The 21,262-nt window shown below is 31.6% G+C and carries 16 protein-coding genes; 1 reads left to right on the top strand and 15 read right to left on the bottom strand.

Annotation, left to right across the window (positions count from 1 at the left end; all coding sequences use genetic code 11):
- Positions 1-262: 262 nt before the first annotated feature.
- From SLH33_RS03300 to SLH33_RS03290, 3 genes are all read right to left on the bottom strand, one after another.
- Positions 263-1,723 (bottom strand): glutamate synthase subunit beta, encoded by a 1,461-nt coding sequence (locus tag SLH33_RS03300; RefSeq protein WP_320417653.1) that lies wholly within the window; start codon positions 1,721-1,723, stop codon positions 263-265.
- A 3-nt stretch (positions 1,724-1,726) separates the two neighbouring features.
- Positions 1,727-6,235, bottom strand: a complete 4,509-nt coding sequence (gltB, locus tag SLH33_RS03295; protein ID WP_320417652.1) for a glutamate synthase large subunit — start codon at positions 6,233-6,235, stop codon at positions 1,727-1,729.
- Positions 6,236-6,563: 328 nt separating this feature from the next.
- On the bottom strand, positions 6,564-7,304 hold the full coding sequence (locus SLH33_RS03290) for a hypothetical protein (protein WP_320417651.1): 741 nt from the start codon (positions 7,302-7,304) through the stop codon (positions 6,564-6,566).
- A 224-nt stretch (positions 7,305-7,528) separates the two neighbouring features.
- Here SLH33_RS03290 and SLH33_RS03285 point away from each other — a divergent pair, with 224 nt between their 5' ends.
- Complete coding sequence (locus SLH33_RS03285) at positions 7,529-8,017, top strand: DinB family protein (RefSeq protein WP_320417650.1); 489 nt, start codon at positions 7,529-7,531, stop codon at positions 8,015-8,017.
- Positions 8,018-8,027: 10 nt separating this feature from the next.
- Here SLH33_RS03285 and SLH33_RS03280 read toward each other — a convergent pair whose 3' ends face one another.
- From SLH33_RS03280 to SLH33_RS03225, 12 genes are all read right to left on the bottom strand, one after another.
- On the bottom strand, positions 8,028-9,095 hold the full coding sequence (locus SLH33_RS03280) for a gliding motility-associated C-terminal domain-containing protein (RefSeq protein WP_320417649.1): 1,068 nt from the start codon (positions 9,093-9,095) through the stop codon (positions 8,028-8,030).
- A gap of 94 nt (positions 9,096-9,189) precedes the next feature.
- Positions 9,190-11,055, bottom strand: a complete 1,866-nt coding sequence (locus tag SLH33_RS03275) for a hypothetical protein (protein WP_320417648.1) — start codon at positions 11,053-11,055, stop codon at positions 9,190-9,192.
- Positions 11,056-11,061: 6 nt separating this feature from the next.
- On the bottom strand, positions 11,062-11,772 hold the full coding sequence (locus SLH33_RS03270) for a hypothetical protein (protein ID WP_320417647.1): 711 nt from the start codon (positions 11,770-11,772) through the stop codon (positions 11,062-11,064).
- A 46-nt stretch (positions 11,773-11,818) separates the two neighbouring features.
- Positions 11,819-12,763 carry a hypothetical protein gene (locus SLH33_RS03265; RefSeq protein ID WP_320417646.1) on the bottom strand — a complete coding sequence of 315 codons (945 nt, stop codon included), beginning with the start codon at positions 12,761-12,763 and terminating at the stop codon, positions 11,819-11,821.
- Between the two features lie 96 nt (positions 12,764-12,859).
- A complete protein-coding gene (locus SLH33_RS03260) occupies positions 12,860-13,912 on the bottom strand; it encodes a D-alanine--D-alanine ligase (protein ID WP_320417645.1) in 1,053 nt (350 codons plus the stop codon).
- Positions 13,913-14,146: a hypothetical protein gene (locus SLH33_RS03255; protein WP_320417644.1), complete on the bottom strand. Its 234-nt coding sequence runs from the start codon at positions 14,144-14,146 to the stop codon at positions 13,913-13,915.
- Between the two features lie 5 nt (positions 14,147-14,151).
- A complete protein-coding gene (gene murQ / locus SLH33_RS03250; protein ID WP_320417643.1) occupies positions 14,152-14,964 on the bottom strand; it encodes an N-acetylmuramic acid 6-phosphate etherase in 813 nt (270 codons plus the stop codon).
- A gap of 166 nt (positions 14,965-15,130) precedes the next feature.
- Positions 15,131-17,356, bottom strand: coding sequence for an NADP-dependent isocitrate dehydrogenase (locus SLH33_RS03245; protein WP_320417642.1), 2,226 nt, complete (start codon positions 17,354-17,356; stop codon positions 15,131-15,133).
- Between the two features lie 620 nt (positions 17,357-17,976).
- Positions 17,977-18,324 carry a 50S ribosomal protein L19 gene (rplS, locus tag SLH33_RS03240; RefSeq protein ID WP_320417641.1) on the bottom strand — a complete coding sequence of 116 codons (348 nt, stop codon included), beginning with the start codon at positions 18,322-18,324 and terminating at the stop codon, positions 17,977-17,979.
- 108 nt (positions 18,325-18,432) lie between these two features.
- A complete protein-coding gene (locus SLH33_RS03235; RefSeq protein WP_320417640.1) occupies positions 18,433-19,911 on the bottom strand; it encodes a glycosyltransferase family 39 protein in 1,479 nt (492 codons plus the stop codon).
- The gene (gene trmD / locus SLH33_RS03230) at positions 19,904-20,581 is read right to left on the bottom strand and encodes a tRNA (guanosine(37)-N1)-methyltransferase TrmD (protein WP_320417639.1); all 678 of its coding nucleotides are present in this window, start codon (positions 20,579-20,581) and stop codon (positions 19,904-19,906) included. Before trmD ends, SLH33_RS03235 begins: the two co-directional genes overlap by 8 nt.
- Before the next feature lie 18 nt (positions 20,582-20,599).
- On the bottom strand, positions 20,600-21,262 hold the full coding sequence (locus SLH33_RS03225; RefSeq protein WP_320417638.1) for a pyridoxamine 5'-phosphate oxidase family protein: 663 nt from the start codon (positions 21,260-21,262) through the stop codon (positions 20,600-20,602).

Here is a 21,262-nt window from a genome sequence, read left to right as displayed (position 1 = left end):
AAGCCCAATAGCGCCGATGGTACTGCCACTGGTGGGAGAGTAGGTCGTCGCCTTTCTTTATAATGAAAACCTCATACATTATGTATGAGGTTTTTTGTTTTATCTAGGTTTAGATATTATCAGTAGTATTACGCATGAGGGATAGTAATGGAAAGCCCACAGCGAATAATTATGAGCGAGGACTTGCAATGGGTAGCCCGACAGCATTTAAATGCTGACATGCCATAAAAAATCATCAAAAAATACAGTGATTAATTTTTACTTAGGCGCTAAGTAAATTTCCTTCTCCTTTGGTGGGTAGGATATCTTTTTTTGAAAGATATATATTTACTTCTTTAGCTGCTTCTCTTCCTTCTGAAATAGCCCATACAATTAATGATTGTCCTCTGCGCATATCACCTGCTGTGAAAACATTAGAAATGTTTGTTTGGTAGGTATGAGAGGCAGTTTTATAATTTGAATGAGCATCTGTTTCTATTCCTAATTGATTTGCAAGAGTATTTTCTGGTCCTGTAAAGCCTAGAGCTAATAAAACTAAATCACAAGGCCATGTTTTTTCTGTGCCTTCAATTTCTATTAGTTTTGGACGTTCACCCGGAGTCATTTTCCATTCTACATTTATTGTTTTTAAAGCTATTAATTGCCCCACATCATTTGTTATAAATTCTTTAGTGTTGATGAGCCAATTTCTGTCACAACCTTCTTCATGTGAAGTGGTTGTTTTTAATTGTAAAGGCCAATAAGGCCAAGGTGTATTTTTGCTTCTTATTTGTGGCGGCTTGGGCATAATTTCAAAGTTTGTAACCGATTTTGCTCCTTGACGTATGGATGTACCAATACAATCTGATCCTGTATCGCCTCCGCCAATTACGATTACATGTTTGTGTTTAGCTGTATCAAGTTTTTTAGAAGGATTATCAAATAACTGCTTTGTTTGTTGCGTTAAAAAATCTATGGCTTGTAGAACACCTTTACTTTCGATTCCTTTAATAGGCAGACTTCTTGGTACAGTTGCACCGCCACATAAAACAATAGCATCGAAATACTTTAGATTATCTATTGGATAATCAATACCTACATTTGTATTTGTTTTAAAAATAATACCTTCATCTTCTAGAATTTTTAATCTTCTATCAATAATATTTTTATCAAGTTTAAAATTAGGAATACCATACCGTAATAGTCCACCTATTTTATCTTCTCTTTCAAAAACAGTAACTGTATGTCCAGCTCTGTTAAGTTGTTGAGCAGTTGCTAATCCTGCAGGACCTGATCCTATGACAGCAACGGTTTTATTTGTTCTAATTTTTGGTGGTTTTGGTACAATCCAACCTTCAGAAAAACCTTTCTCAACAATATGTTTTTCAATACTTTCTATAGAAACAGGATCATCAATTAAACCCAACACACATGATTTTTCACAAGGAGCAGGACAAAGTCTCCCTGTAAATTCAGGAAAATTATTAGTAGCATGTAAAATTTCGAGTGCTTTTTTCCATTCTCCTTTATACACCATATCATTAAAATCTGGAATTAAATTCCCCAATGGGCATCCACTATGACAAAATGGAACACCACAACTCATACAACGCGCTCCTTGATTTTTTAGAGATTCTTCATGTAAAGGAACGGTAAACTCTTCATAGTTTTCTATACGGTCCTTTACTGATAATGTTGCTTCGTTTTCTCTTTTATGTAATTGGAAACCTCCTGTTTGTCCCATAGCTTAAAATGTTAATTGTTGTACTTGATTTTTATTATTTAAAATTTCTAAAGCCTTTTTATAATCAGTTGGAAAGACTTTTACAAAATTTTGAGATTCTTCCTTCCAATTATTTAGAAATTTTTGAGCTAAAGAACTTTGTGTATAAGTAAAGTGTTTTTGAACAAGATTTTCAAGTTCTTTTAAATCATCATTATTTAACTTAACAAGCTCTACCATTTCTAGGTTACACAAGTCTTTAGTAAAGTTTTTATTTTTATCATATACATAAGCAATTCCACCACTCATACCTGCAGCAAAATTTTTACCTGTTTTACCTAATACGACTATTTTTCCTCCTGTCATGTATTCGCAAGCATGATCACCAACGCCCTCTACTACAGCAACTGCACCAGAATTACGAACAGCAAATCGCTCGCCAGCAATACCATTAATATAAGCTTCGCCAGTTACAGCTCCATAAAGAGATACATTACCCGTAATGATATTTTCTTTAGCAATAAAGTCTGCTTTTAAAGGTTTTTTGACAATTATTTTTCCTCCAGATAGTCCTTTTCCTAAATAATCATTGGTTTCTCCTTCAATTGTTAAGGTTAATCCTTTGGTAGCGAAAGCACCAAAACTTTGACCCGCAGAGCCTTTGAAATTTAATTTAATAGTGTCTTCTAAAAGACCTTTTGATCCATATAACTTAGAAATTTCGTTGGATATTATAGCACCTACAGCTCTATCAGTATTTTTTATTTTATAACTAAAACTGCTTGATCTTCTATTTTGAATGGCATTTTGAGCATCAGAACAAATTTTCATATCCAATACATTTACCAACTGATGATCTTGTGTTTCTGTATTGTGTAATATTTTATCATCTCCTGCTATTTGATGTAATATAGTAGACAAGTCTATAGATTTAGCTTTGTAATGTTCTATAGCTTTATTTGCACTAATTTTGTGAACCTGACCAACCATTTCTCTAACTGTTCTAAAACCTAGTTGTGCCATAATTTCACGGAGTTCTTCTGCAACGAAATACATGAAATTGATAACATTTTCAGGAGTACCTTTAAAGTTTTTACGCAATTCAGGATCTTGTGTAGCAATACCTACAGGACATGTGTTTAAATGGCAAGCACGCATCATAATACAACCTGATGCCACAAGCGGAGCAGTAGCGAAACCAAATTCTTCTGCTCCTAATAAAGCGGCTATTGCCACATCTCTTCCTGTTTTTAATTGTCCGTCACACTCCAAAACAACTCTACTTCTTAAATTATTAAGAACTAATGTTTGTTGTGCTTCTGCAAGCCCTAGTTCCCATGGTAAACCGGCGTGTTTTAAAGAGGTGAGAGGAGAAGCACCTGTACCGCCATCAAAACCAGAAATAAGAATAACATCTGCTTTGGCTTTAGCAACTCCCGCAGCTATGGTGCCCACACCTACTTTTGATACCAATTTAACATTGATACGAGCTTTGCGATTGGCATTTTTTAAATCGAAAATAAGTTGCGCTAAATCTTCAATGGAATAAATATCATGATGTGGCGGCGGAGAAATCAATCCAACGTATGGAGTGGAGTTTCTAACTTCAGCAATCCACGGTAGTACTTTTTCACCTGGTAAATGTCCACCTTCACCGGGTTTAGCACCTTGTGCCATTTTAATTTGTATTTCTTCAGCATTGGTTAAATAATTACTGGTTACTCCAAACCTCCCGGATGCTACTTGTTTAATAGCGCTATTTTTTGAATCTCCATTTGGTAATCTTTTAAATCGGTTAGCATCTTCACCACCTTCACCGGAATTACTTTTACCACCAATACGATTCATTGCAATTGCTAAATTTTCATGTGCTTCTTTACTAATTGAACCGTATGACATAGCTCCTGTTTTAAAACGCTTTACAATTTCTGTCCAAGGCTCAACTTCATCAATAGAAATAGGATCGAGATTGTTAAATTCAAATAAACCACGGATGGTCATTAAATTTTTGCTTTGTTCATTGATGAGTTTTGAATATGTATTATAAGTTTCTTTACTTTTTGAATTAACTGCTTGCTGTAGCTTTGCAATGCTATTTGGATTGAACATATGTTTTTCTCCATTTCTTCTCCATCTATAATCGCCTCCTATTGATAAAGGCATTGTTCCTTCTACTTTTATAGTTTGAAAAGCGCTGTTATGACGTTTAAAAATATCTTTTTCAATAACGTATAACCCAATTCCGCCTATACGAGAAGGTGTGTTTGGAAAATATTTTTCGGTGAATGATTTTTTTAATCCTAAAATTTCAAATATTTGAGAAGCTCTGTAAGAATGAAGTGTTGAAATTCCAATTTTATTCATAATCTTTAGAATTCCTTTGCCTATAGCTGTGTTAAAGTTTTGAATGGCTTCTTCTTCATTTATATTTTTAATATTTCCTTCTCTAACCTCCTTTCTAATTATTTCATTTACTAAATAAGGATTGATAGCACTGGCACCATATCCAAACAATGTTGCAAAATGATGTGGTTCTCTTGCTTCTGCAGTTTCTATAATAATTCCGAATTTAGAACGCTTCCCTTTTTTATTTAATGAATGATGTAAGTATGAACAAGCTAATAATGCCGGAATAGGAGCGTATTGCTTTTCAACTCCTCTGTCAGAAAGTATGATAATATTTGTATTGTTGTCTACCGCTTCTTCAGCTTTTATTAACATCTCATCTAAAGCTTTTTCTAAACCATTTACTCCTTTTTCAAATTCATAGAGAATAGGAATTGAAATTGCTTTAAAATCAGGATGATTTATATTTTTGATTTTATCAAGATCTTTATTTGAAATTACCGGATTTTGAATTCTTAATTTTTTAGCTTGTTCTGGAATGATATCAAAAATGTTTCTGTCTTCTCCAATAGCCAAACTTATATCTGTAATTATTTTTTCTCTAATTCCGTCTAAAGGTGGGTTGGTAACTTGTGCAAATAATTGCTTAAAATAATTATAGAGTAATTGAGGGTTGTTTGATAAAACTGCCAAAGGAGTATCTGTACCCATAGAACCAATTGCTTCTTTAGCTTTAACAGCCATGGGTGTAATGATAGATGTTATATCTTCTGAGGTATAGCCAAAAGCATTTAATCGTGTAATATAATCTGTTTTTTCAGTAGGAGCAGGATTCTTAGTGTATGGAACTTCAGCTAAGGGTAATGTGTTTTTTTGTACCCAATCTTTATAAGGATACTTTGATATAATTTTATTTTTTACTTCTTGATCTTCAATTATTCTACCTTCAATCATATCCACCAAGAAAATTTTACCAGGTTCTAATCTTCCATGTTTAACTACGTTTTCAGGAGCTACTTCTACCACACCAATTTCTGATGACATGATAACATAACCATCTTTTGTAACAGTATATCTTGAAGGACGCAAACCATTTCTATCTAACAAAGCTCCTATGTAATTACCATCTGTAAAAGGAATAGAGGCAGGTCCGTCCCAAGGTTCCATGATACAAGAATGATATTCATAAAAAGCTTTTTTATCTTCAGGCATGGTATGGTCTTTTTCCCAAGCTTCTGGTACCATAACCATTAACACTTCGGGTAATGATCTTCCTGTTAATAATAATAATTCTACAACCATATCCATAGAAGCTGAATCTGATTTTCCTTTTAATATAATGGGGAATAGTTTTTTTAGTGTATCCTCATCAAACAAATCCGTTTTTATTAACTCTTCTCTAGCTTTCATTCTGCTTATATTGCCTTTGAGGGTGTTGATTTCCCCGTTATGACACATGTAACGAAAGGGTTGGGCTAAATCCCAAGAAGGAAAAGTATTGGTAGAAAAACGTTGATGTACCAAAGCCAAACGTGTAACCACATCTTGCTGATGTAGATCAGAATAATATCTTCCGATATCTTCAGGTACTAAAAGACCTTTGTATATAATAGTAGTTGTAGAGAAGCTTGAAAAATAAAAATAACTTCTTTCAGATAATTTTGATTTTTCAATATGATGTTCAGTTATTTTTCTTGCTGCATAAAGTTTTGCGTTGAATTGTAAATCAGTTAAAGAGTCATCCTTTTTAGTAACAAATACCTGATATATACTAGGTTCAGATTTTGCTGCAATTTTACCTAAGTAAGAGGTGTTTACAGGAACTCTTCTCCAACCTAAAATTAATAAGTCTTGTTTTGTGAGTTCCTCTTCTAGTGTTTGTTTACAATATTCAAGCTGATTTCTACTTTTGGGTAAAAAAACCATTCCTACTGCATATTCAGATGGTTTTGGTAAATGAAATGAGCAAATTCGTTGAAAGTAATCATGTGGAATATCAATTAAAATACCTGCGCCATCTCCTGTTTTTCCATCAGCACTAACTGCGCCCCTATGTTCTAATTTTTCTAAAATTTCTAGAGCATTATGGATAATGTTATGCGATTTTTTTCCGTGTAGATTGCATATAAAACCTGCACCGCAATTTGCAGTTTCGAATTCTTTTAAGTAGAGACCTTGAGATTCCATCTATATTTAATTATTATTAATAAATAGATGAATAAGTTATTTAATTTTTATTAAAAATTAAAATATATTAAAATTAATGCATTAAAATTGATTTTTAGATGTATTTATTTAAAATATGATAAATTTAAAAATAAGAAATTGGAGATATGGTATTTTTCTTAATAGAAAGAAGCTGATTTTTAAGTGAATAAAGTTTGGAATTGAGTTAAAGAATAGTGATTAAATAGTCATTTTTAGTCAAATGAAATAGTAAAAAAATAAAGATGTGATTAAATATTATATTTAAATCGATAAAAAACCGAAGCTTATGCCTCGGCTTTTTGTTCATTTATCTATTTCTTTTTGATCTTCCTACTTGCTCAGGACTCACATTATAATCTCTTTTGTAGTCATTGTATTTTTTTACTTTTCTTTTTGCAGGTTTTTTACGCTTAATAATTTTTGCTTTTTTACCAATTTTAGCATTTGGAATCGTTTTGTAATAAAAGTAGTTGTTATCTTCTTTGAATTGACGGTAGTTGTTTCTAAAATCTCTTTTATAGAAATAAGCATCATCATACTCAAAAATTCCTCCAATATTTATATCAATATTTACATCTAACCCATCGTTGTAATAGTAATCATCATAATGTCTACCAGGTTTTACATATCCATTAAAGTTTGGATATCCCCAACGATCATAAACAATCTTTAAATTTCCTACTCTTGATAGATTTCCGAAACGATATTGCATAAATACATTACCAATTCTTTTTACATTACCTCTCGCATCATAATTGATAAAAACATTTCCTACTCTTCTAATTCTGCCTCTGTAATCTCTTTCAATACGTAATCCGTTGTTTACTCGAATTCCATTATAATCATAATAACGATTATTTCTTGCATGGATATTGAAATCAAAATCGCCGTTTAAAAATACATGGAATTGAACTCCACGTTCTACAAAGGTTACCGCGTCATTATAACGATAGTTAACCCCAATTTTGCTTGATGGTGTTTTGATAGTTGTTGCATTAACTGCTGTTATACTTACCAAACCTAATAATAATAGTATCCCTTTTTTCATAATTGCTAGTTTTAGGGTTATGCTTACTCTATATGCTTTTCAGCTTCCGCATTTGGTATGTAGTTTTCAAACAACGTGCCAAAAAAATATTAGTTATATACAATTTGTTTTAACTAATTGAAAAATAGTTATTTATGTTTGTTTTATTTTTTTAAACGTCGTTTTTTTAGTTGGTGGAGTAAAAATTTTTATATTTATACGACTGACCATGAAACGCATTTTTAATGATAGAAGCTATAGAGAAAAATCTACAGAGAGGAATTAAACTTTTAGAGAGCATTAATGATGAACAGTATAGTGATTGTACAATTCCGCCTTATTATTCTAGTATAGGAAACAATATGCGGCACGTATTAGATATATTTTCTTGTATTTTTCAAGGATTTGAAAGTGGTACTGTTGATTTTTCTGATAGAAATAGAAATGAATTAGCTCAAATTAAAACTGAACATGGAATAGCCTATTTTAATTCTATCATTGAAAAACTTCGTTCAATGAAACATTATGATTTTGATCAAATTATAACTGTTTGTGATGATTTGGGTACGGGTACTTTGTATGCAAATTATACTTTAGGAAGTGCTTTAATACAAGCACATAGTCATGCTATTCATCATTTTGCAAGTATAGGTTTTTTAGTATATCAATTAGGAGTGGAATTACCAGATTCAGATTTTGGGTACAATCCTACAACACCCAAAATATTGAAATAGAACAGAAAAATTATCTATTAATATATACCCAACCTTTTTTTAGAGAGGTGAAGTTGGTAGAGTTTCCTAGTTTTAAAGTATAAAAATATGTTCCAACAGGTAATTTACTTTCACTATCAAGAGTAATTCTTCCTGTTGAAATACCATTCCAATCATTTTTATAGTTTTCTTTTTTGTAGACTATATTTCCCCAACGATTAAAAATAGTAAGCACATTTTTTTCAAATCTTTCAACTTCTTCAATTACCAGAGTTTCATTTAAATTATCTCCATTAGGAGAAATTAAATAATTTTCATTTTTAGTTAAATCATTATTTATTGAAGATCCAATAGTTATTATTGTGTAATTATTAGGAATGAATGGGGCAGAGGTAATTTTACCTTGATTGAGATTACCTTGTGTATTGCTGTTTCCTAAATCTACCCATTGATTTTCAATTTTACTCCAACCTACTACTCTGAGTAAATCTAAATTTGTAGAAATAGAGGTAATGCTACTAAAGGAATCCCACGTAAGAGTAACTTGTGTAGCAGAATTACCATCTAGATCCCAAAACTCACGATTGCTAATATTTTCAATAGAAAGTTGTTTTTGAGAGGTTAAAAATTGATTTACAAAGGTTGATGGGGTTTCTGGATTTTCGTAAAAATAGGCACCTCGATAGTATTGATTGTTTTGTTGATTAGGAATAATCATAGGTCGTAAACGATCATCATCACCAATAGGAAAGATAAATTCTTCATTACCAAAAACGGATGCATATCCGTCTACATGCCTAAAATCATCTTCTCCTACATAAAAATCATGATTAATAAAATCTAACGAAATAGAATTATTGTTTTTAGGGGTGATTACTTTACCGTTAAAAAAAGTGAGTTCATTGGTTACACCTAATGAAACAAAGAGTTGTAAATTATTAGTTACATCTATTTCTAAATCATTGAAAACTGGTTTGTTAGTTCCTGAAACAGAAATTATTTCATTATCATGATAAAACCCTACCGAACCTAAGTTATTATTAAATGTACCATTATTTACCAAGTTAGTATGAAAACCTACTTGAGCATTATTATGCATTTGAATGTTCCCAAAGTTTTGGAAGGCTTGTTGGGAATAAATTTTTATACTTATAAAAAATAAAAATAATATAATTAACAGGTTCTTCATAAACCTATAATCCTAAATAAATAAAAGTATTAACTACTAAAAAAGGTTGATAGCGTTCAAACGATTGACTATTACCTCCACTATTAACTGTTACAGCATGACTATGATTGCCATTTGTTGATGTATTAGTTGAGCCTGCTATATCTTGAGTATAAACACTTACATTTGAATCACTATTATTTAGCATTCTTCCTGTTGCTATTACACCGGTGAAATTATGGTTATGATTACCTGTAGTAGAAGTATTTCCAAAAAAATTAACATTGGGTAAATTATTTTGAATAAGTACAGTAGATGCTTGACCACCAACATCACCTATTGATTGTGATGAATCAGGATGTTTTAAAACTCTATTATTGGCATTAGGAAGATTTGTTGAAAAACCTAATGATGAGGCTGCTGCTTGTGCTGAAGGAGATAAAGAACTTATGGGTCTACCATCTAATATATACCATCCACTATGATCAGCATTTTGAACCCCATGTTTAATATCTCCAGAACTTGAAGAAGTCCCAGAAGATGTTTTATTATTGTTTATTTGTTGCCAATTGCTACTATTACTCTGTATCCATAAAACTGATTCTTTAGGTACTAAATTTTTGTTAGTATTGTCAACTCCTACAAAAGAACTAATTGAAGTATCAACATTAAAAGGATTTTTTATAATATAAATTCTACCCTCACAAGTGTTTGCATTAGGCAATGTTATGGTGTGAGCACCTCCTAACATTATACTGTAATGGTCTTCTGTAAGTGTTAAATTTCCTGTGGTAGTTAAGATTGATTTAGATATTGAACCTTTTACTTGAAAGGTTGAATTTGCCATTTGGGTATTACTTGTACCCGTTGAGGCATCATTATAAGTATCATCTTTTGCTACAGGTGTTGGATTTATATTTATACCAAATCTAGTCTTTGCATTAATTCCATATTGATGGCCTTGCACTCGAAAGAACTCAGTTTGCATATCACCATCCCAAAAATGTCTTTTAAAAACTATAGGTTCTGTGTTATCATCTCCTACAATAAACTCTAGTCTACCATCGTTATTTGGACCAGCAGAACCAAATTCAAATAAATCATTAGTAGACATATTACCCCTTAATCTAAAAGCACCGTTTGTGGTGGTAAAAAACATGGGTTTGTATGCACCAGAAGCTGAAGCAAATTGTAAAGCTGCTGTTGTTCCATTACCATTTAAATGGACTAAAGGTTGATCAGGATTATTATAATCAGGGTTACCAGTTGTTAGTCCTAAAGTTTGTCTTCTTCCAAATTCAAGCATTGGCAAATTGTTAGATCTTATTTGCATTCTAACATCATTTGTTGTGCCCAAAAAGTTGGCAGCTGTTGCATTAGAATTTCCGGTAATTAACCAATTGTTGGCAGCTACATTATTTATCCAATTTGTTCCGGTAGCGGTTGAAGAAAGTATTTGTCCGTTAATTCCTACATCACCATCACTATCGGCATATGTACCTGTTATGCTAATATTACTAGAGTTAAGTGTAGAATTAGTATTGTTAAAATTTAAAGCAGTGTTATTTTCTGTGGGTGTACCATCAGTATTTGCAAAAAAAACAGAGCCTGTTGTTCCTGTATGAGAACTATTATTATTTATTTTTCTCCATTCAGAACCTTCCCAAATTTCAATTGTAGTCGGATTTGGGTATACATCAAAAAACATATCGCCAATTAAAGCATCTGCATTTAAAGGTTTTGTACCTGTAAAAACTCGGGTGTTTTTAACGGTTGTAAGAGTTCCTTTATTAGTTACTACATTAACTTCTTGTGCATTGGCTTTATAGGATAAAGCCAATGCTGAAGTTAATACTAAAATCTTTAATATGATATTAATGTTTTTAATCATTAATTATTATTTGATATACTGAATTTCTACTATATCACCAGCATACATTGGTAAATCTGTTGCACTATATGTTATAGTTACCGTGTCTGCAGTTACATTAAAATCTGTACCAAATCTTAGTTTTACACCATTTCTGTATACAAATAATTTAGCAGCTGTAGTAGCAGCGTTTAAGGTAGGTAAACCAGTAACAGTAATTGGAACATCAGCAGAAGCATTAGTACCTTGTGTATGTTCAACTCTAATTCCGTCTACTTTAAGTAAATCTGAAAGTTGCATTTTTTGTATTGCTCCGGTTGCTTCATCTCTTAATAAAACTGTAAAACCAGTACCTGTTCCTCCATGATTTTCACGATCTACAGAATTTGTAGAAGCTGTAGCAGCATCAGTTACTAATTGTAAACCATCTAAAGCAAATTCAGTTCCAGTACCAGCTGCAATATATGTGTTGCTAGTTAAAGTACCTCCTAATTGCCAAGTAGTTATAACCCCTCCATTAGGTGTAGTATTTGTTAAAGATGTTAAACCATTAGCTGCTTGTAAATACTTAATAGTTCCTTTATTATCTACTAATTTAACAGCTGTTCCTGTAGAACCTAAGGTAGCATTACCTTGTTGAGTGATATCACCCGTTGTTGTTTGAGCATTTATTGTTCCTACAGCTAATAAACCGAAAGCAATTAATGCAATTTTAAATTTGTTTGTAATTGTGTTCATAATCAGATATTTGTATTTATATTTATTTGGGGTTGTTTATTTATTGTTAATAATATTGTACTATTCTAATTTCATCTCCTTGGTAACATGTTGCCTCTGGCTCAATTTCTATAGTATTGGTGTTAATAATGGTAAAATCAATTCGAACACCATTTCTATACACATTTACCTTATCGGTTGATCGTAGATTTAGCCCGTTAAAAACTAATTGACCATCATTTGCTGTTAGCTCGGTAACTTCTTCTCGTAGTAAATTTGTAGAGGTTATTTTTTTTAAGACACCAGTAGCTTTATCAACAGTTATTATATCATCTTGCGTAATATCTCCATTTTGTAACCCTTGAATAGACAATGTATTTGTAGTATCTGTTGTAATTGTAGTGGGCATAATTAAAACTCCTCCTAATTGAATAGTATTATTTGCAGCTACAAAAACACCATTGTTAGCATTTACTGTTGTATTAGAGCTTATCCATGTTGTGCCATCATAAGCATAAATTATTGCAGTTGTTTGATCTACATATAAATCACCTGCAATTGGGTTTGGAGCAGAACTAGCTGTTGGGCTACCATTTCCTCTTCTAGGGTTGGTATCAATAGGAATCCATTGTGTACCATCCCAAATACTTACACTATTATTAGTTGAATTATTAATCCAAAAATCTCCTTGGTAATTATTAGTAGGAGCTGTAGGTGTTGTGGTTACATTAATACCTCGGGAAGCTGTTGAGTCACATAGACTTATCCATGAAGTTCCGTTGTAAGTATATACACAGCTATTATCAATATTGTAAACTAAAGCACCTGGTAAAGGTTGTATAGACTTCATTTGAGTATCAGACATTCTACTAATGACTAATACTTTATCAGAACTTTCAAGTTCAAGAATTGAATTGTTATGTATGATAGAAGGATTATCCCCAATTTTTACTTGGGAATATATAGGGATTACAGATATTATAAAAGTCAAAAAGATTAAAAACCTTTCCATTTTTGGGGATTGTTTCACTTTTTAGACTCGGGGGTAAATCTGACCGCAAATGTAGAAAAATTAATTAATTAAAAAATATTTTTTTATTTTTTTTCTTTACCCTGAATATTTTTTTATCTTTTTTATGTAGCTTTTTAACCATCTCATTTCGTTTATAAAAACTCTTGGTTTAACTAAAGTAATGTTGTTATAATAGTGATTAGTGGTCGCTATTTTAAATAAAGATTTCCAATGTTGCCTAATTGTTTTTAAGGCTTTGAAATAAGAATAATTTTCTGCATCGTAAATATGAGTAGGTTCAGAAATAACACCATTTATTTCAAGTACTTTAAAGTCGGTTCCGTTTTCTAATGCTGAAAAAGTATTGTATTTTACATCTACTCGTCCGTAATACCAACCATCAATTGAATTGCTTAAATTATCAAAAGTTTGGATTAGTTTTTCAGAAATTAAATGATTTCCGTTGATAAACTGTGTGCCTTTAGAATGATTTCCTATAGCAGTTAATTTGATTTTTTGTTCCTTCTTTAGAATTTCGTTTAATTTATGCTGATGAATCTCTTCAAATAAATCTATATATAATTTTGCCCTTTCATCGGCTAAAATGAGTTCTTTTAAAGTCGATTTTCCATCTCCAATCACACTTAAAAACCGTTTTAAAGTTAAAGAACTGATATGTCCTTTGTTGGTTCTAGGATTTTTATGATAGAACACTCCGCATTCATTTTCATAATCTAAAAATTCTTGTAGGATAATATTGACAGGATATTTTTCGAGATATTGTTTCAGTTCCGTTTCAGAATGAATTTTCTTCACTAACAAACCTCTGAAACCTACATCAGGTTTTGCAATTAATGGGTATAGGATTTTTTCTTTTTGCAACTGATTAAGTATGTCTTGAAAAGAATTTTTTTCAGTCACTAAAACCGATTTCGGTCTGTGTTTCTCAGGCACTAATTGAATGGTTTCATACTTACTTTCAGTACCATTTCCTGAACTTTTCAAAGCAGGATTTGCTGCTGTAAAAAAAGTGGTGTTTCCAGCTCTAAAAGCTAAATAAAAAGCATAGGGTAGGTTAGGGACATAAAACATAGATGATGGCCAATGCTCCCAGTTTAAAACTTTGTTTATAGAAGTTTTGCTTAGCATTTATTTGTCAAATAAAATATCTAAAAATGATTGAAAGGTCTTAAATCCGTAATAAACTGTAAATATCAATAAGACAAATCCTATAACTACTAATCCGTATCCGATAAACAATTTCGGACTTTCAGTGTATACTTTTAAAGCTTTGAAACCAATACTCAATACTAATGGAGATACAACGAGTAACCCTAGTAGAATCATTAATTTTTTCAACGGTTTTTCGTAGTTTTTCTGCATTATTTTTATTGATTAAAATTTTTGATGGCTTCACGAACGCTACCGTATTTTTTTAATAATTGGGTAGCTATTTTTTGGTCGATATTCAATTCAGAAATTAACATTTTCTCGCCTCTTTCTACTAATTTATTATTAGAAAGTTGCATGTCAACCATTTTGTTACCTTTAACTTTTCCTAACTGAATCATGGTAGCTGTAGAAATCATGTTTAATACCAATTTTTGGGCAGTTCCAGCTTTCATTCGTGAACTTCCAGTTACAAATTCTGGCCCCACAATAACTTCTACTGGGAATTGAGCAGTTAAAGCTAACGGACTTCCATTATTACAGGTAATACAGCCTGTTATTATATTATTTATATTACATTTTTCTAAAGCTGAAATTACATAGGGAGTTGTACCTGAAGCAGCAATACCAACTACTACATCTTTATCGGAAACCTGATATTGTTGTAGATCTTTCCATCCTTGATAAGTTGAGTCTTCAGCAAACTCCACAGCTTTTCTAATAGCGGTATCTCCACCAGCAATTAAACCGATTACTAAATCATGAGAAACACCAAAAGTAGGAGGGCACTCAGAAGCATCAACAATACCTAAACGACCACTAGTACCTGCACCTAGGTAAAATAATCGTCCGCCATTTTTTAGTTTTTCTACAATTTGTTCTGTTAACTTTTCAATTTGAGGAATGGCTCTTTCTATAGCCAAAGGAACTGTTTTATCTTCATTATTAATGTTTGTTAATAATTCGGAAACGCTCATCTTTTCCAGATGATTATAGTTTGATGATTGTTCGGTTGTTTTGGTAAAACTCATGTATCAAAAGTACGGATAAAAATTTTTGAATATAAATGTGACCTATTAAAAAGTATGGTGTCTCATTAAATGAATACTTCTAACAAGGGAAAAAGAAGTGAAGAAAAGAAAGAGAAATAAAAAAAGCGAGTAATTTTACTCGCTTTTTTACTATAAATTATTGTAATTAAATTTTATCTAATATGCTATTTAATATTGTATTTGGTCTCATAGCAGCATTGGCTAACTCATCTTTTGGTTCATAATATCCTCCTATATTTACAGGCTTACCTTGAATTTCATTAAGTTGACTAACTATACTTGTTTCATGAGTCTTCATTTCTTGAGCAATAGGAGTAAATTCCGCTTTTAATTCAGCGTTTTTATCTTGATTTGCTAATTCTTGTGCCCAATACATGGCTAAATAAAAATGACTTCCACGGTTGTCTAATTCTCCAGCTTTACGAGAAGGCCCTTTTTTATTGTCTAATAACTTTTCAATAGCGTCATCTAGTGTTTCAGCTAAAATTAATGCTTTAGAATTATTATTTGTTTCTCCTAAATGTTCTAAAGAAACTGCTAGAGCTAAAAATTCTCCTAAAGAATCCCAACGTAAGTGATTTTCTTCTACAAATTGCTGTACGTGCTTTGGAGCTGAACCACCTGCACCTGTTTCAAATAATCCTCCTCCATTCATTAATGGTACAATTGATAACATTTTAGCTGACGTGCCTAATTCTAAAATTGGAAATAAATCTGTTAGATAATCACGTAAAACATTACCTGTTACTGAAATGGTATCTTGTCCTTGTTTTACTCTTTTTAAAGTAAACAGGGTAGCTTCGGCAACCGACATAATATGGATTTCTAACCCTTTAGTGTCATGGTTTGGTAAGTATTTTTCCACTTTTTTAATTAACTCAGCATCGTGAGCTCTGTTTTTATCTAACCAGAAAACTGCTGGAGTTTGTGTTGCTTTAGCACGAGATACTGCTAATTTAACCCAATCTTGAATTGGAGCGTCTTTGGTTTGACACATTCTCCAAATATCTCCTTCTTCAACCGAATGCTCAATCAAGGTGTTTCCTTCTGCATCTACTACAGAAACCTTTCCATTAGCAGCAATTTCAAAAGTTTTGTCATGAGAACCATATTCTTCAGCTTTTTGAGCCATTAAACCTACGTTTGGAACTGTACCCATTGTAGTTGGATCAAATGCACCATTTTCTTTACAGAAATTGATTGTAGCTTGGTATAATGCAGCATAAGAACTATCAGGAATAACCGCTTTAGTGTCTTGTTGTTTTCCTTCTTTGTTCCACATTTGTCCTGAAGTACGAATCATTGCTGGCATAGAAGCATCAATAATTACATCAGAAGGAACGTGTAAGTTGGTAATTCCTTTATCAGAATTTACCATGGCAACATCTGGGTTTTTAGCATAGATAGCATCGATATCTGCTAAAATTTCAGCTTTCTTTTCTGCAGAAACTTCTTCAAGATTGCTTAATAAGTTTCCGAATCCGTTATTTACATCTACTCCAATTTCTTTGAAAGTATCAGCATACTTTTCAAATAAATCTTTAAAGAAAACACGAACGGCATGACCAAAAATAATTGGATCAGAAACTTTCATCATAGTTGCTTTCATATGTAATGAAAACAATACTCCTTTATCATTAGCATCTTTAACTTGCTCCTCTAAGAAAGCTAATAATGCTTTTTTATTCATTACAGAAGCGTCGATAACTTCATCTGCCAATAAAGAAACTTTTTCTTTTAAAACAGTTTTATTACCATTAGCGTCTGTATGTACTATTTGAACGTTCGTAGCTGCAGGAACAGTTACCGATTTTTCACTATGCGCAAAATCGTTAGCATTCATTGTAGCTACGTGAGTTTTAGAGTCAGCACTCCAAGCACCCATTGAGTGTGGGTTTTTTTTAGCGTAGTTTTTTACTGCTTTAGGAGCACGACGATCTGAGTTTCCTTCACGTAATACAGGATTTACAGCAGATCCTTTTACTTTGTTATAACGAGCTAAAATAGTTTTTTCTTCATCTGTAGTTGCTTCTTCTGGATAATCTGGTAAAGTATACCCTAACGCTTGCAATTCTTTAATAGCAGCTTTTAACTGCGGAACAGAAGCACTGATATTTGGCAACTTAATAATGTTGGCTTCTGGTTTAGTAGCTAAGTCACCTAAAAATGCTAACGCATCTTCAACACGTTGTTCTTCTGTTAAATAATCAGAAAAATTAGCAAGAATTCTACCTGCTAAAGAAATATCTTTTGTAACAATTTCTATGTTAGATGATTTTGTAAATGCTTTTACAATTGGCAAAAATGAACGAGTAGCTAACGCCGGAGCCTCATCCGTTTTTGTGTACATGATTTTAGCTTTTGTACTCATATATGGGTTTGTTGTTTTAATTTGAAGTGCAGCAAATTTAAGGATTACAATTTAATTTTTAAATGCTAAATTGTTATTAATAAGGGTGTTTTTTTGAATTTTTGATAAAAAAGAGTTGGTTGTGGTAGGTTGCATAGGTAAAATAAAAGCCATATTAAATAACGTATATTTAATATGGCTTCTTTGAAATAGCATAAAGAAAACTTATAATATTTCTACTTTTGAATAGAATTTTTTCTATTCTTTCTAAATAATTAAATGAAATTCCTTTAATTTATTTCAACAATTTGTGTTTTTAATTAATTATTAAATTAGTTAAAAAACACTTAACTGTTTTTCAAAATAGTCTTTACTTCAGTAAAATTAACTAATTATTAGTTATTACTTTAATAAAACATAAAAACCGAATATTAATAGTATTTTGAATAAACAGTAAAATATAAAGAACGTAACTTTTAAAAACTTTTGCTGATAGTAAATTTAATAAGTTTATTGTTAATAAGCAATTATTTTAACAAAATAATAATTAACAGTGTGATTTTATTAGTTATTAACAATTGTAAATAAAAAAACGATGCAATTTGCATCGTTTTTTATAATAATTTAAAAGTGTAAGAACTTTAGTCTCTTCTTTCTTTGATTCTTGCTTTTTTACCAGTAAGACCTCTAAAGTAAAAGATACGTGCTCTACGAACTTTACCTTTTTTATTTACTTCAATTTTTTGAATAGTTGGTAAGTTGATTGGGAAAATACGCTCCACACCAACAGTTCCAGACATTTTTCTAATTGTAAAAGTTTCTGAAGCACCAGAACCTCTTTTTTGAATAACTACTCCTTTAAAAAACTGGGTACGAGTTTTGTTCCCTTCTTTAATTTCATAGTAAACAGTAATTGTATCACCAGGAGTAAATTGTGGTAATTCATTTTTTGTTACAAATTCGTCTTGTACAAACTTAACTAAATCCATTGTTAAAAATATTATGGTTTAAACAAAGCAACATTCACGATTTTCGTCAGAGGTTGATTTTGCGACTGCAAATGTAGTAATTAATTTTATATAAGTAAATTAAATTTTTTAGTTTTTAAAGTGGTAGTTTTCACAGTAATACACCCAAAATTTACGAACTTCGTTATCGTTTATTTTAATAATAATTGGTTCTAACTCTACAACAGATGAAAAATAATCACTTAGTAAAGGCTCTTGTTTGTTCCTTTTCTCTTTGTTTTTAAAACGTTTATCAGAATCAATAAACAAAGCATTTTTACCGTTTAATGTTGATAAGTTGTCACCCAGATAATCAAAATGTAAGGCATGTTTACCGATAATGTTTTGAGCATACACTTTATCATCCATAAAAAAGTTTAAACAAGCAGAGGTTTTATATCCATCATCAGAAAATACAAATGTATCAGGATATTTTTTTTGCAACTGTTGAGTTTCTTGGGCTAATTCTTTCCAACCAATCCAAGTATCATCACTTTTAATAGGAACTACATAAAACAATATTTGCAGACTTAATAATAAATGAATAACCACAGAGATAATTATCTGAGTTCGTAACATTTTTTTATTGACAAACATGGATGCTATAATTACTCCGGTAATATAAGAAGGCATCATCCAATTTAATTTCACCCAATACACTGGTGTTAAAGAGAAAAAGCCAACAAATGTAGGAATGAAAAAAGCTAATAAAAATAATGTTTTAGCACTTGGTAATTTGAACTTTACGATTGCTCTTCTTATGTATTTAAAAGTAAAGGTTATAAAAACTATAAATAGAACAGGTAGTAAGAGAAATATTTGATGACCAATAGCTCCGAAAAAGTAATTAGGAGAAATTTTAAACTTTGAAATATCACCGGTTCTACTGGATGATTGGAATAAAAATGAAGCAAAATCATGCTGATAGTTCCAATACCAAACTGGAAAAGTAACCAAAGCTGAAATAATTAATGATATCCATAGCCATGGTGATAGTAGTAACTTTCTATATTGGTTAGAAAAAGCTAAAAATGCAAGTAAGCCAATTTGTAAAAGTAGTGCAGTATACTTGCTGTCAAAAGCAAGCCCCATGGTTATCCCTCCAATAATCCAAAACCATTTTTTTTCTTCAAAAATAGCTTTGTATAAACAGATGATGCTTAATGTCCAAAACAACATTAGAGGAACATCAGGTGTTGAATTAAATGAGAGTATTGAAATAAATAAGGTTGAAGCTAATAAAACAGTAGCTATTTGTAATTTAGAATTCGATAAAAAGTACGATGCTAGTTTATAAAAACTCATTAATGTTAATGAAGTAACTACAAAATCGGCAAATTTTACCACAAATACCGATTTACCGAAAACCTCTGTAAATAAACGTAAAATGTATCCAATCATTCCCGGATGATCAAAATACGAAAGTGATAAGTTTTCTCCGTAAAAATGATAATAAGCATCCTGAGGCATTAGCCCCATAAATGGAAGTAATACCAATCTAAAAAGCTGAAATCCTAAAACAATGCTAATTGCCGGATGTTTTTTTATAAATTCTTGCAGTTTATTCATCTAATAAATCGGGTCTAATTTCTTTAGTGCGTTTGTAAGCTTGTTCGCTTCGCCATTCTTCAATTTTAGGGAAATTTCCTGATAATAATACTTCTGGGACTTTCATTCCTTCGTACTCAGCAGGTCTTGTGTATACCGGAGGCGATAATAAATTATCTTGAAAAGAATCGGTTAGGGCAGAAGTTTCATCGCCTAAAACACCCGGAATTAAACGAATAACAGCATCACATAATACTGCTGCTGCTAATTCTCCTCCTGTTAATACATAATCGCCAATAGATATTTCTTTAGTTACAAATTTATCACGAACACGTTGATCCACTCCTTTGTAGTGACCTGTTAAAATGATAATATTTTCTTTTAATGATAGTTGATTAGCAGTAGATTGATTCAAGGTTTTAGCATCTGGAGTCATATAAATGATTTCATCATATTCTCTTTCTGACTGTAGTTTTTCAATGCATTTAGCAATAGGTTCAATCATTAAAACCATACCTGCGCCACCACCAAACTGGTAATCGTCAATTTGACGATAATTACCAAAACCATATTCACGTAAATTATGAAAATGTACTTCTGCAAGTCCTTTGTCAATGGCACGCTTCATCATTGAATTTTCAAACGGACTCTTAATTAAATCGGGTTCAACCGTAATAATATCTATTCGCATGCCGCAAATGTAGCAGTTTTATTGTTTATTGTTATGGTAATAGTTTAAAACGTGTTCAGGAATTTCGATTCCTTTTTCTAATTTTTCATCAGAAATAGGGAATTCTGCTATTTGTTTGATAGGAACAATACCTGCCCAAATGGGTAAATCGTAATCTTTGGGTTCATCATTTACGCCTTCATCTCTAATTTTTGCAGATGCTGTTTCAATAGTGAATTCAACTACTAAAGTTCGGTCTAATTCTTTTTGATGCATCGGTCGTAGCGAATCCCAACGATTTGGAACCATATTATTAATGATTTGTTCTAGAATAGCTGTTTTTTTAGTATCGTCTTCTATTTTAGAAACTTTTCCGAACAGAGTAACGGATCTGTAATTTACCGAATGATGCAAACCCGAACGAGCCAAAACCAACGCGTCTAAATGCATAATGGTGATAGATGTTTTTTCGGCTTCTAAAATAGCTTGTAGCATTCTATTTCCTGTTGATCCATGGAGATAGATTTTATCCTCTTTTCTTGCATAAGCCATTGGAATTGAAATAGGGTAACCATCATAAATATATCCCACATATCCTAAAAATCCAGCATCAATAATCTTGTTGATAGTTTCAATATCGTAGGTTGCTCTGTTTGCACCACGTTTTACTCTGTTTAGTTTATCAATTTCGTATTGTTTCAT

Source organism: Tenacibaculum sp. IB213877 (genome assembly GCF_034043975.1).
Classification (GTDB): Bacteria; Bacteroidota; Bacteroidia; order Flavobacteriales; family Flavobacteriaceae; genus Polaribacter.
This window is presented reverse-complemented; position numbering and strand designations above follow the sequence as displayed.

Bases quoted from the DNA above. Each gene is read 5' to 3' on its own strand.
- trmD (WP_320417639.1), bottom strand. From the start codon at position 20,581: ATGCGAATAGATATTATTACGGTTGAACCCGATTTAATTAAGAGTCCG.
- SLH33_RS03260 (WP_320417645.1), bottom strand. From the start codon at position 13,912: ATGCTAAGCAAAACTTCTATAAACAAAGTTTTAAACTGGGAGCATTGG.
- SLH33_RS03235 (WP_320417640.1), bottom strand. From the start codon at position 19,911: ATGAATAAACTGCAAGAATTTATAAAAAAACATCCGGCAATTAGCATT.
- SLH33_RS03275 (WP_320417648.1), bottom strand. From the start codon at position 11,055: ATGATTAAAAACATTAATATCATATTAAAGATTTTAGTATTAACTTCA.
- SLH33_RS03245 (WP_320417642.1), bottom strand. From the start codon at position 17,356: ATGAGTACAAAAGCTAAAATCATGTACACAAAAACGGATGAGGCTCCG.
- SLH33_RS03265 (WP_320417646.1), bottom strand. From the start codon at position 12,763: ATGGAAAGGTTTTTAATCTTTTTGACTTTTATAATATCTGTAATCCCT.
- SLH33_RS03255 (WP_320417644.1), bottom strand. From the start codon at position 14,146: ATGCAGAAAAACTACGAAAAACCGTTGAAAAAATTAATGATTCTACTA.
- SLH33_RS03285 (WP_320417650.1), top strand. From the start codon at position 7,529: ATGATAGAAGCTATAGAGAAAAATCTACAGAGAGGAATTAAACTTTTA.
- gltB (WP_320417652.1), bottom strand. From the start codon at position 6,235: ATGGAATCTCAAGGTCTCTACTTAAAAGAATTCGAAACTGCAAATTGC.
- SLH33_RS03300 (WP_320417653.1), bottom strand. From the start codon at position 1,723: ATGGGACAAACAGGAGGTTTCCAATTACATAAAAGAGAAAACGAAGCA.
- rplS (WP_320417641.1), bottom strand. From the start codon at position 18,324: ATGGATTTAGTTAAGTTTGTACAAGACGAATTTGTAACAAAAAATGAA.
- SLH33_RS03225 (WP_320417638.1), bottom strand. From the start codon at position 21,262: ATGAAACAATACGAAATTGATAAACTAAACAGAGTAAAACGTGGTGCA.
- murQ (WP_320417643.1), bottom strand. From the start codon at position 14,964: ATGAGTTTTACCAAAACAACCGAACAATCATCAAACTATAATCATCTG.
- SLH33_RS03270 (WP_320417647.1), bottom strand. From the start codon at position 11,772: ATGAACACAATTACAAACAAATTTAAAATTGCATTAATTGCTTTCGGT.
- SLH33_RS03290 (WP_320417651.1), bottom strand. From the start codon at position 7,304: ATGAAAAAAGGGATACTATTATTATTAGGTTTGGTAAGTATAACAGCA.
- SLH33_RS03280 (WP_320417649.1), bottom strand. From the start codon at position 9,095: ATGCATAATAATGCTCAAGTAGGTTTTCATACTAACTTGGTAAATAAT.